We start from the raw sequence: 12,381 nt of genomic DNA on the forward strand, positions 1-12,381 counted from the left end.
AGCATCGTAAGTTCCCTGATTTTTTGCGGGATTTTTAGAAGGAATTTTCATAAAGAAAGCGTTCTGGTGACGTTTTCACAGCTACCCAAACATTACATATTCTATGCTATTTAACATAGTGACCAAAACGATACCATTGCCTGATGGTAGAGAAATTACAATTGAAACAGGGAAATTAGCAAAACAAGCAGACGGATCGGTTGTGGTGCGTATGGGTAATACCATGCTGCTAGCTACTGTTGTTGCCAATAAAGATATCAGAGAAGGAATTGACTTTTTACCTCTTTCAGTAGATTACCAGGAGAAATTTGCTTCGGCTGGTAGAATACCAGGAAGTTTTATGCGTCGTGAAGGGAAACTTTCTGATCACGAAGTATTGGTTAGCCGTTTGGTTGACCGTGTTCTTCGTCCGCTTTTTCCGGATGATTATCACGCAGAAATTCAGGTGAACATCATGTTGATGTCAGCAGATGAAGAGGCTTTGCCGGATGCATTGGCTGCTCTTGCTGCTTCGGCTGCAATTGCTGCTTCTGACATTCCTTTCGGCGGTCCTGTTTCAGAAGTGCGTGTTGCTAAAATTGACGGACAACTTGTAATAAATCCGGGTACTTCGGTTTTGGAAAATGCTACATTGGAACTTTTGGTAGGTGCAACTTACCAGGATATCACAATGGTTGAAGGCGAAATGAACGAAGTTTCGGAAGAGGAAGTAATCGAAGCTTTGAAATTTGCGCATGAAGTGATCAAACAACAGTGCCTTGCAGTTAAAGAATTCGAAGCTGCTGTTGGAAACATCGTGAAGCGTGAGTACATCGGTGACGTTCAGGACGAAGCGCTTGAAGCTCGCGTTCGTGAATTTTGCTATGACAAAGTTTATGCAGTAGCCCAGTTGGGTTCTAAAAATAAAAATGTTCGTAAAGAAGCTGCAAAGGCAGTTTTGGCTGAATTCCTTGAAACAATCGGAGAGGAAGAAGAAGTTAGTATCTCGCTTGTGAAACGTTATTTCCACGATCTGGAATATGACGCATCCCGTCGTTTGGTACTTGACGAAAGAAAACGTCTTGACGGACGTGCATTGGATGAAGTTCGTCCAATCGCTTCTGAAATTGACTTTTTGCCAAACGCACATGGATCTGCACTATTCACACGTGGAGAAACTCAATCGCTGACAACAGTTACGTTAGGTACAAAAAATGACGAGCAGATTATTGATACGCCGTTGAAATACGGATACAGTAAATTCTTGCTTCATTATAACTTCCCTGGTTTTTCTACTGGTGAAGTGAAACCTAACCGTGGACCGGGACGCCGTGAGGTGGGTCATGGTAATCTTGCCCTTCGTGCTTTGAAAAAAGTTTTGCCTGCGGCAGAGGATAATCCATACACAATCCGTATCGTTTCAGATATTCTGGAATCGAACGGTTCTTCATCCATGGCAACGGTTTGTGCAGGTTCTCTTGCGCTTATGGACGCTGGTTTGAAAATCAAAGCGCCTGTGTCAGGAATTGCGATGGGATTGATCTCGGATGAAAAAACGGGTCAATATGCAGTACTTTCTGATATTCTTGGAGATGAGGATCACTTAGGTGATATGGATTTCAAGGTAACAGGTACTGAAAAAGGTATCACAGCTTGCCAGATGGATATTAAAGTGAATGGACTTTCGTTTGAAGTATTGTCAGAAGCACTTTTGCAAGCAAAGGCTGGCCGTCTGCATATTTTGGGTGAAATGAACAAAACGATTAAAGAACATCGTCCTGACCTGAAACCTCACACGCCTCGCGCCGTCATAATCAAAATTGACCGTGAGATGATTGGAGCAGTTATCGGGCCTGGGGGTAAAGTTGTTCAGGATATTCAGAAAGAATCTGGTGCTACAGTGTCAATTGAGGAAAAAGATGGTGCGGGTTATGTAAGTATATTCTCGGCAGACAAGACTTCCATGGATAAAGCAGTTTCTCGTATCAAGGGAATTATTCTTGTGCCGGAGATTGGTGAAGTTTATTCAGGAAAAGTGAAGTCAATCATGCCGTTTGGCGCGTTCGTTGAGTTCTTACCTGGTAAAGACGGATTGCTTCACATTTCGGAGATTAAGTGGGAACGTATCGAAAATATGGATGGTGTTCTTGAAGTAGGAGAGGAAGTGCAGGTGAAATTGGTAGAGGTTGATAAGAAAACAGGCAAGTATCGTCTGTCACGCAAAGTGTTACTTCCAAAACCAGAGAACAAAAACGCATAAAATTGTGTTTTCATCAACAAGGGCATTTGTAAATGTCGTTATTTATACATATTAATATTTGAATTTAGATGAGACAGCTAAAGATCAGTAAGCAGATCACCAACCGTGAAAGTCAGTCGTTAGATAAATACTTGCAGGAGATCGGAAAGGTAGATTTGTTGACGCCGGATGAGGAAGTGACGTTAGCTCAAAAGATACGGGACGGTGACCAACTTGCGTTGGAAAGATTAACAAAGGCGAACTTACGTTTTGTTGTTTCTGTTGCGAAACAATATCAAAATCAGGGCCTTTCTTTGGGTGATTTAATCAATGAAGGAAATCTGGGTTTGATTAAGGCAGCGCAACGTTTTGATGAAACACGTGGTTTTAAATTTATATCTTACGCTGTATGGTGGATTCGTCAGTCAATTCTTCAGGCGCTTGCTGAGCAATCACGTATTGTACGTCTTCCATTAAACCGCGTTGGTTCTTTAAATAAAATATCAAAGACTTTTTCTGAGCTGGAACAACGTTTTGAACGTGAGCCATCTCCGGAAGAACTTGCAGAGGTGCTTGAAATTTCTTCTTCGGAAGTTGTTGACACGATGAAAATCTCGGGACGTCACGTATCTATGGATGCGCCGTTCGTTCAGGGAGAAGAAAACAGTCTTCTTGATGTGCTTGAAAATGATTTGGAAGACAAGCCTGATTCTGGTTTGGTTAACGAATCATTGCGTAAAGAAGTACAGCGTGCCCTTTGCACACTTACGCAGAGAGAAGCGGATGTAATCGCTCTTTACTTTGGCTTAAATGGGGAACATGCGATGACTTTGGAGGAGATTGGGGAGAAGTTCAACCTTACACGGGAACGCGTGCGTCAGATCAAAGAAAAGGCTATCCGCAGATTACGTCATGTATCAAGAAGCAAAGCTTTGAAAACTTATTTAGGATAAGTAATTATAATATTGAAAAACGGGATGATCAGACATTGACAATCCCTATTTCTATCGAAATTAAAATGGCCTCTTCTGAGGCTATTTTTGTATCCAAACAATATGGCAATATTACAGCCCTTAATCGATCTCGCCGAAATCTGTTATGCCCACGGTATACGGCACGTGGTCATATCTCCGGGATCCAGAAGCGCAGCATTAACGCTCGCATTTGCACGTCATGACGGGTTCAAAAAGACTGTCGTCATGGATGAGCGATCTGCGGGTTTTATAGCCCTGGGAATGGCCCAGCAGCTTGAAATTCCTGTGGTTTTGATCTGCACCTCAGGAAGCGCAGCTTATAACTATGCCCCAGCCATCGCCGAAGCATTTTTTCAGCAAATTCCTTTACTGATATTAACTGCCGACCGGCCGTCCGAATGGATTCATCAATTGGACGGGCAGACCATTTATCAGTCGGAAATCTATGGAAAACATGTCAAGAAATCTTACACACTTCCTGCTGATTATTCCCATAAGGATGCGCGTTGGATGATCAACAGATCCGCTAATGAAGCAGTAATTTGTACCCGGTCGATACCCCCTGGTCCGGTCCATATCAATATCCCAATCCGGGAGCCATTTTATCCGTCAACAGGAGAAAATGTCGCTGTGTCATCAGAAGTGAGAATTGTAAAAAAGACAGAATCGCAGGCAACCTTATCTACGGAAACATGGCATGAGCTTCTGAATGAGTGGGACAGTTTTGACAATATTTTAATAGCCGGTGGGCAGTACAAATACAGTGAAAAACTGAATGATTCACTCACTAAAATAGCTCAGGAGCTTGGTGTGCCAGTTTTAGGAGATAGTATTTCTAATCAGTCAGGCTGCGAGGAATTCATCACCTACCATGATCTGTTTTTACCAATTTCTAACAGTGATAGATTAAGGCCGGAATTGCTGATTACCTATGGCTTATCCTTCATTTCGAAGTCATTGAAACAATTTCTGCAAAACAACCCTGCTGTCCGACACTGGCACGTCAGCGAAGATGGGCATTTGGTTGATACATTTTTCTCAGTAACGCAGCAAATTCCTGTTTCAGCTGAATACTTCTTCGAAAATCTATTTGAAAAACTTGATTACCAGCATTTTGTCCAAGGAGAGGATTCAGACAACGATGCATCGTTTCAGGAGAACTGGAATTCGCTAAATCGTAAATCTAAAAGATTATCGACCCAATACCTGAATAATCTAACATCGTTAAATGATTTAACAGGTGTTAATATGGTGGTTAATGCGTTGCCCGTCGCATCGCAACTTCACGTAGCAAACAGTATGCCAATCCGGTATGTTAATTCCTTGGGAGAAGCCGTCAAACACCTTGAAATTTTCGCCAATCGAGGCACAAGTGGGATTGATGGATGCGTGAGTACAGCGCTTGGAGCGGCGTCAATTACTGAGAAACCGGTTTTTCTACTTGTAGGTGATGTTGCATTCCTTTACGACAGAAATGGGCTACTAATTCAGCCTCTCCCAGAGAACTTAAAGATTATCGTCCTTAATAATAGCGGTGGTAATATTTTTAGAATGATAGATGGCCCGGCCAATCTTCCGGAACTTGAAAGTTATTTCGAAACTCGGCACCCATTTACTGCGAAGAGAACTTCCGAAGACTCAAAAATTGCATACTTTGAAGCAAGTGATTTTGACTCGTTCAGGGTGGTATGGAAGGAGTTCTTAGCAAGTAATACAATAAGTCTTTTGGAAATATTCACGGATCCGGTTAAAAATGCAAAAGCCTGGAAAGACTTCAAAAATCATATCGCAGCTGAATGGTAAAATCGGTAAATTATTTGCAGTTTTTTGCCAGTTCGTCGATTGCTATTGAATCTTTTAGGACCACGCCTTTTCTCCAGGTTTCGCAGGCTTTTGCCTTATTATTTAACGTAAAATAAAGACGGCCAGTAAAGCCATAGAGCAAATCCACAGGTTCTGCAAGCTCTATGGCCTTATTCATTTCATTCAATGCCTTTTCAGGCTCGTTGTTTTTTTGATAGTACAAGCCCAAATTACGCAGGGCGTAACCATTCTCAGGTTGCGCATCAAGGGCTCGCTCTATCAGTTTTTTTGCCTCTTCCAAAGCATTTGTCTGAATCAATACATAACCTTTATTATTCAACGCTAGCGGGTCAGCGGGATTAGTACTTAATATCCTGTCAAAATAGAAAATAGCTTCTTTCCAGACCTTGTCATTTGTCGCAATTAACCCCAGATTGTTGAGCGCCTCGGGCTGCGCAGGATTAAGTTTTATAGCATATTCAAAATCTTTTTTTGCCAAAGCATAGGAGCGAAGTTTATAATAAACCGCACCCCGATTTACGTAAGCTTCAACATTTTTTGAATCCAGTAATATTGCTTTGTCAAAATCGGATAACGCCTCCGAGGTTCGGCTTGTCGCGTCCATCAGATTTCCATGTGTCAGAAAATACTTCGATGAGTCGGCGTACTCTTTGTTTATTTTTTTCAGATCCTCTTCCGCAGCATTAAAATCACCCAGGCGAAGGGCAGATTCGGCTCTCACGAGATTTGCCTGTACAAGTGTAGCATCCAGCTTGATTGCTTCTGACAAAACCTCACGGGCATCATTTATTTTCCCGATTTTCATCAACGCGATACCTTTGTTCAGATAGGCATCGGGAAATTCCGGATTTTTGGCGATGGCCTCGTCGTAAAGTCGGATTGCCTCGGTATAATTATTTTGTTTTAGTGCTACATTCGCTTTAAGAAAAAAATCAGCAGCATCTTTTTTGTCCTGACTGCTGCACGATAAAAATATTAGCACTACGTAAATTAGTAAACTATGTTTTAGCAATGAATTCATCCCAATTTTCAATTGATTACTTTTGCAGAAATTTTTTTTCTTATGCGATATATAAAAGATATTCCCCATCAACAATTCAAGATTAGTATTTACCAGTGGAATAATAAGTACATTATAAAAATTGAAGCTGGCATGTTCGAGCAAACTTACAAAATCGATGAATACGAGATAACAAATATTGAAGAAATCGAGAAATGTATGGATGTTACGTTTTTGACCAAAGTCTTAGCAAGATTTGAATCGATGCAGGGCGATTTTGATGAGACACTGAAGCGTAACGACATTATTTTCTAAACATTGCCACAAAAGTATATCATCATTTAAAAGCAGATTATACGGTTTGAAGGCCGTTAGCGTTAACTATCCAATAATATCAGCAGGTAACAGCCACGAAATATTGTCTTTACATTATTATATGAATAAACAGATTAAGTCACCTCAGAAATCCACAAAACTAACCCCTATGCTTTTAAAACATAGCACGTATGCGCTCGGTTTAGGCTTGTGCGTAGGTTCGCTTTCGGTAAATGCTCAGAGTACATTAAGTTACACAGAGCCCGAAGCCCACTTTCGCAACGGCCTTGAATATTATGAAAAATCTAATTATGTCGCTGCGAGACAGGAGTTTGGCGAATATTTAAATGTAAATGACAAACTTTTAAGTACCAGTGATTATAACAAAGTAACGGCAGAATACTATGTAGCAGTCACAGGACTTTATTTAAATTACCCGGAGGCAGAAGTGCAGGTAGATCGTTTTGTGCGGAATCATGCTGAACATCCCAAGGCGCAACAAATTTACGGGGATCTGGGCCGTTACTACTATGAAGCCGGTCAATATGATAAGGCAATTACTTATTTGGAGAAAGCTACCAAGTTGCCAGGTAGTGGCGCTAAAAAGATGGAAAGCACTTATCAGCTGGCCATGGCCTATTATAATACCAAGCAACTTGACGCAGCATTACCGCTTTTTAATCAGGTAAAACAGGATCCATCGTTTGCCAATTCTGGTGATGCCGCATTTTATGCCGGCGTTATCAATTATCAGAAGAATAACTTCGAAGAAGCCTACCAGGATTTTTTGCAGGTAGAAAACCATCCTTACTACAAAGAAGAAGCTCCAAACTGGATCATATCGTCTCTGTATCAGCTTAAACAGTACGACAAGTTGCTGACCTATGGTGAGAAAATTCTTGCACAGAAACGAGGTGGAACGAAAATTGCCGAAGTTGCATTATATGTAGCAGAAGTGTACTATGAAAAAGGGGACTACGCTGCGGCTGTAAAGGCCTATGAGCGGTATAATAAAATGAAGGCAGGAGCAGTACCTCCATCTGTTGCTTTGCATTATGGCCACTCTTTATTTCGTACAAACAACTTTGAGGGAACAATTTCCACACTTAAGGGAGTTGCACCGGGGAAAGATTCTGTATCGCAGTACGCCTCATATCTATTAGGAATCAGTTACTTAAAGACATCTAATTTAAGTTATGCTTTAACCTCACTGGACAACGCAGCACGGTTAGACTTCAACCCGGTTGTTAAGGAAGAAGCTACCTACAATCACGCAAAAGTACAATTGGATCTTGGCAACAATAATGACGCCATAAAAGAATTCAATGCCTTTCTTGCCAAATATCCAAATAGCAAACATCAGGAAGAAGCGTCGGAATTAGTTGCGGAAGCATACTCCGGAGCCAGCAACAATCTGGGTGCTATCACTTACATAGAGGGTTTGTCAAAAAGGAATACGAAGATCAACACCACTTACCAGCGTTTAACATTTAACCAAGGTGTAGTTGAGTTTAATCAGGAGCGCTTCGAACAGGCATTAGCACTTTTCAACAAGTCGATCAAATTCCCTGTTGATGAAAGTATATTTCTTGCTGCCACTTTTTACAAAGCGGAATCCAATACCGGTTTGAAGAAAATGGACGACGCGGTTTCCATTTATACGCAGTTGTCAAAAAATCCAAAGGCCGGTATTTATGCAAGAAAGAGTTTGTATGCGCTAGGTTATTTTTATTATAATCAGAAGAAATACAGCCAGGCACTTGGATACTTCAAAGATTTCGTAAGCAATACGGAAGGGATGGAGGCGAGCATCATTGAAGATGCCCACGTACGTCTGGCCGACTGTTATCTGGCTGCAAAAAATTACAATGAAGCCATCAGCGTTTACGACAAGGTTTCTGCCAAAGGAAAAATTGATAAGGATTACGCGTTATTTCAAAAGGCTCGCGCTTATGTTTACATGAACAAGGAACAGGACGCCCGTCGCCAGTTTGAACAGCTGATCAGCCAATATCCAGGCTCCCGTTATCTTGATGACGCTTATTTCCAGATAGCGGATATTGATTTTAAAAATGGTGGTTATTCTGCTGCGGTTAAGGGTTACACCCGCATGATCAATGAGAAACCTAAAAGTTACCTTATCCCTGCTGCCTTGTTGCGTCGCGCGCAGTCGTATTACAACTTGCAGGTTTATGAGCAGGCAATTGTCGATTTCCGAAAAATCCTTTCTGAATATCCTGATTCTCCGTCTGCAAGCAGTGCATTGGAAGGTATCCAGGAAAGTTACACAGCGGTTGGCCGTCCGGAAGAATTCACCCAGGTACTTGGCGTGGTTAGAAAAAATAACCCAGGAAACGACAAACTGGAAGAAGTTGAATTTGACAACGTTCGTAATCTTTATTATGCCGAGAAATACGAAAATGCAAAACAGGCATTATTAGAATTCCTGAAAAGCTACCCTTCAAGCAAGCACCAGTATGATGCGCGCTATTTCATTGCGGCCTCCTACGACAAAACCGGAAATGTTGCGGAAGCCTTGCAATACTACGGCAAAGTAGTTCAGGAAAACCGCTCGACCTACGTGGCCGCTTCTGCACAACGTTCCGCTGAACTGGAAATCGGCCGTGGTAATTTCAACAATGCTGTTACCAATTTCAGAGTACTTTTAAGAAATTCGGAAAACAAAAAAGAACAGACGCAGGCTTGGATTGGCTTGATGGACACGTACTATAACCTAAAAAGTTATGACTCGACCTTGTATTATGCAAAGGAAGTTGTGAACGCCGGTAATGTAATTCCTGGAGGTTTAGGCAAGGCACAGCTCTATTTAGGTAAAGTCCCATACGAAAAAGGTGATCTGACGAAAGCTTCGGAAGAGTTTAAAAAACTGGCGAGCACATCAAAGGATGAATACGGAGCAGAAGCGAACTATATGGTGGCTACCATTTTAGTGAAAAATAAGAAATACAAAGAGGCTGAGACAGCAATTCTGGATATGAGCAAAACTTTTGAAGGTTTTGATTATTGGCGGGTTCGTTCGTTCATTCTGCTTGCCGATGCTTACATGGGCTTGAAAGAAGTTGGACAAGCAAAAGCGACCCTTACCTCCATTATTGAAAACTCAGATGATCAGGAAGCAGTGACCCTTGCGAAAGCGAAACTGGCTCAGTTTGAAAAACAAAAATGATAAATTCCTGTCGAAGCAAACAGCAAAAAATATTTCTTATGACGCATTCAAGAACAATCCGAACATCCATATTTTTATTGACATTAGGTTTTTCTTCTAACATGGCTTTTGCCCAAAGAGGAGAGATTGAAAGTCAGACCTACGAAATCGTTAAGGAAAAAAGCATTGAATTTGCCCCTGCAAACCGGCTTTTTGATAAAGTGCAGCCCATTCCAGGAACGACTAACGAGAAAAAGGTTAATTATCAGATCATTGATCCAAACATTAACATTGCTTCTCCAAAATTAACACCAACCGTCGCTGCATCTTCGGACGAAAAGGCGCGTCAGGAGCAACCTGATGTGTTGAACAACTATATTAAATTAGGTGCAGGTAATTACGGGCGTTTTCTTGGTGAAGGTTTTGTAAGCGGACGTCGTGGTGACGATCTTGTTTTTACGGGCCAGGTGAAACACTTATCCGCAGGTAACGGACCAGTTGATGGCAAAAACTCAGCGAATGCCGCCACCAATATTCAGGTTGGCGGAAAATATATCATGAGCACTTACAAAGTGGACGGCTCGCTGGAATATGACCGTAAAAATTATTATTTCTACGGTTACAGACCCCAGCCGGAGGGTTTTGTAGTAAACCGGGACAGTATAAGACAAACGATCAATCAGTTTGGGTTTAACCTTGGATTTGAAAATACGGATCCGTCGGTTGCCGTGGATTATTCAGTCAAAACAAGTTTGAATACGCTTTCTGATCGCTACGATGCATCTGAGCTTGACTGGGGTACAACGTTGAAGGCATCTGTTCCAATCTCGGAATCGTTTTATGCGCAGCTGGAAGCCGGTGCCTTTATCTCACAACGTGTCGACGCTTTAACGTATAACCGGAATTTGTACCGTGTTAAACCTACGTTCAAATATACTTCGGATATCTTTACAGTTACTGCCGGAGTGAATGCCGTGAACGAGACGGATAATCAATTAAATATAAATAAAACCAAAGCATATCCTGTATTGAATATTGACGTAAACCCAATCAGTGGTGTTCACGTTTTTGCAGGCTGGAATGGTGATGTAGTCCGTAATACGTTAAAGAGCATGCTGGCGGAAAATCAATGGCTTGGGTCTAATGTGTTGATTGTGAATACTGAAAAGACCTCCGATATTTTTGCTGGTGTGAAAGGTGAAGTGGCAGGTGGATTTAACTACGAGGGTAAAGTTTCTTACACTCAGTACCGTAATTTCTACAATTTTAACAACTCTTTGGTGGATGTTTCGCGATTTTCCATCATCTACGATCCACAGAAAACAAAGGTGTTAAATATTTCAGGACAAGCAGGTTATACGCTTAACGACGTGTTCAAAAGTTCGTTGAAAGCAAATTTCTACGATTATGCAATGGGTTCTGTCGAAGAAGCCTGGCACCGTCCGGATCTTACGTTAAACTGGTTTAACGCGCTGACCATTAGCAAGAAATTATTCGTGACTGCCGATTTTTACCTTTTAAAAGGAATAAAAGCAAAAGATTTCCAGACCGGAGAAGTTAAAAAATTACCTGCCATTGCAGACTTAAATTTGAAGATTGACTATCTGTTAACCAGGAACTTCTCTGCCTTTGTGGGTATCAACAACCTACTGGGGAAAGAGTACCAGCGTTACCAGTATTACCCGCAGCAGGGTTTGAACTTTGTTGGAGGATTATCATTTTCTTTTTAACTTCGCTTCGTTCATCACAAAAAACACTTCATGATAGCTGTTGAAACTGTTATTAGAAAATTGGTAAGTGACTACGAGTTCGTAATCATTCCAGGCTTTGGGGCGCTTCTGTCACACCAGGCTCAGGCATCTTTTAATGCGGAGACAGGTGTGTTCTCTCCTCCTAATAAGAGGTTGGCATTTAACGAGTTCCTTAAACTGGATGATGGTTTACTTGCCAATTATATTTCACGTCATGAGCAGGTGGCACACACGGATGCAGTGGCACATGTCAGGAACTATACAGAGCAGCTACGAACTTCGTTAAAGTCGACGGAGCATGCAACCATTGAAGGAGTAGGCGAGTTCAGCACAAACGGAGAAGGAAAACTGGTTTTTGAACCTAATACCGACAAATGTTTCAAAAATGAATGGTACGGATTCAAAAGTACACCAGCGAAAATGGTGGAGAAAAAAGCTTCTGTAATTGCGATGCCGGTTGTGGATCTTCATGAAGAACACATTGAAGTACTGGAAGAAAATGAAGCTAAAACATTCAAGGTAAACTGGATAGGATGGGCATCTGCTGCCATGATTGCAGGTATCATGTGTTATTTCAGTTTGTTCTTTGTTTCCGGAAACGGAGAAAATAGGAGCACATTAAACCCGTTTACAAGCCTGTTTGAAAAAATCAGTAATTCATCTTCAGAGAGGGAAATGAAAAAGCCGGCAAGAGTTGCTGAACGTAAAGTCGTTTATGTAACTAAAAAGGCAACTATTGATCCGATTGTGAAGGAAGGCCCTGTAGAGAAGATCGAAGCTGTTGCAATTGAAACCGCAGATGTTAAAGTTGAACCTGCCGTTGATCCAGTTGTTTCTACCTCTAAACGGTTTTATTTGATCGCAGGAACTTTTAAAGGAAGCAAACAGGCGAACGTTCTTTTGAAGGATCTGAAAGAAAAAGGTTACGCAGAAGCTCTGATTATCGACGCCGACAAATACAGCAAAAAGTTTAAGGTTTCTGTGGGTGGTTTTGAAAATGAAAGTGACGCCTACAAGGCAAATGCTAAGCTGAAAAAAGTGATCGGCGGTGAAGGATGGGTTTATAAAAGCAGATAAAATAGATCAGCAATAACAAAAGAAGGAGCCCCGAAAAGGCTCCTTCTTTTGTTATT

The 12,381-nt window shown here is 41.5% G+C and carries 8 protein-coding genes; 7 read left to right on the top strand and 1 reads right to left on the bottom strand.

The annotated features are described in order from the left end of the window. Positions 1-103 precede the first annotated feature (103 nt). The 3 genes from pnp to menD all read left to right on the top strand — a co-directional run bounded on the left by pnp (position 104) and on the right by menD (position 4,995). Positions 104-2,239 (top strand): polyribonucleotide nucleotidyltransferase, encoded by a 2,136-nt coding sequence (gene pnp, locus AC1XUO_RS08075; protein WP_483329258.1) that lies wholly within the window; start codon positions 104-106, stop codon positions 2,237-2,239. Between the two features lie 68 nt (positions 2,240-2,307). Beyond that, positions 2,308-3,171, top strand: coding sequence for a sigma-70 family RNA polymerase sigma factor (locus tag AC1XUO_RS08080; protein ID WP_015810559.1), 864 nt, complete (start codon positions 2,308-2,310; stop codon positions 3,169-3,171). Positions 3,172-3,273: 102 nt separating this feature from the next. After that, positions 3,274-4,995: a 2-succinyl-5-enolpyruvyl-6-hydroxy-3-cyclohexene-1-carboxylic-acid synthase gene (menD, locus tag AC1XUO_RS08085; RefSeq protein WP_483329259.1), complete on the top strand. Its 1,722-nt coding sequence runs from the start codon at positions 3,274-3,276 to the stop codon at positions 4,993-4,995. Between the two features lie 10 nt (positions 4,996-5,005). On the opposite strand, the gene AC1XUO_RS08090 is transcribed toward menD, so the two are convergent. Further along, positions 5,006-6,037, bottom strand: a complete 1,032-nt coding sequence (locus tag AC1XUO_RS08090; RefSeq protein WP_483329260.1) for a tetratricopeptide repeat protein — start codon at positions 6,035-6,037, stop codon at positions 5,006-5,008. Between the two features lie 42 nt (positions 6,038-6,079). Between AC1XUO_RS08090 and AC1XUO_RS08095 the strand changes: the two genes are divergently transcribed. The 4 genes from AC1XUO_RS08095 (at position 6,080) to AC1XUO_RS08110 (ending at position 12,325) form a co-directional block, all read left to right on the top strand. Beyond that, a complete protein-coding gene (locus AC1XUO_RS08095; RefSeq protein ID WP_483329261.1) occupies positions 6,080-6,331 on the top strand; it encodes a hypothetical protein in 252 nt (83 codons plus the stop codon). A 169-nt stretch (positions 6,332-6,500) separates the two neighbouring features. Continuing rightward, on the top strand, positions 6,501-9,518 hold the full coding sequence (locus AC1XUO_RS08100; protein ID WP_483329262.1) for a tetratricopeptide repeat protein: 3,018 nt from the start codon (positions 6,501-6,503) through the stop codon (positions 9,516-9,518). A 38-nt stretch (positions 9,519-9,556) separates the two neighbouring features. Next, the gene (locus AC1XUO_RS08105) at positions 9,557-11,227 is read left to right on the top strand and encodes a TonB-dependent receptor (protein WP_483329263.1); all 1,671 of its coding nucleotides are present in this window, start codon (positions 9,557-9,559) and stop codon (positions 11,225-11,227) included. Positions 11,228-11,257: 30 nt separating this feature from the next. Continuing rightward, positions 11,258-12,325: an HU domain-containing protein gene (locus AC1XUO_RS08110; protein WP_483329264.1), complete on the top strand. Its 1,068-nt coding sequence runs from the start codon at positions 11,258-11,260 to the stop codon at positions 12,323-12,325. Positions 12,326-12,381: the final 56 nt, after the last annotated feature.

It is taken from the genome of Dyadobacter sp. HNCC25DJ186 (genome assembly GCF_056895235.1).

Excerpts from the sequence above, each read along its gene's own strand:
- pnp (WP_483329258.1), top strand. The coding sequence starts at position 104 with ATGCTATTTAACATAGTGACCAAAACGATACCATTGCCTGATGGTAGA.
- menD (WP_483329259.1), top strand. The coding sequence starts at position 3,274 with ATGGCAATATTACAGCCCTTAATCGATCTCGCCGAAATCTGTTATGCC.
- AC1XUO_RS08080 (WP_015810559.1), top strand. The coding sequence starts at position 2,308 with ATGAGACAGCTAAAGATCAGTAAGCAGATCACCAACCGTGAAAGTCAG.
- AC1XUO_RS08110 (WP_483329264.1), top strand. The coding sequence starts at position 11,258 with ATGATAGCTGTTGAAACTGTTATTAGAAAATTGGTAAGTGACTACGAG.
- AC1XUO_RS08105 (WP_483329263.1), top strand. The coding sequence starts at position 9,557 with ATGACGCATTCAAGAACAATCCGAACATCCATATTTTTATTGACATTA.
- AC1XUO_RS08100 (WP_483329262.1), top strand. The coding sequence starts at position 6,501 with ATGCTTTTAAAACATAGCACGTATGCGCTCGGTTTAGGCTTGTGCGTA.
- AC1XUO_RS08095 (WP_483329261.1), top strand. The coding sequence starts at position 6,080 with ATGCGATATATAAAAGATATTCCCCATCAACAATTCAAGATTAGTATT.
- AC1XUO_RS08090 (WP_483329260.1), bottom strand. The coding sequence starts at position 6,037 with ATGAATTCATTGCTAAAACATAGTTTACTAATTTACGTAGTGCTAATA.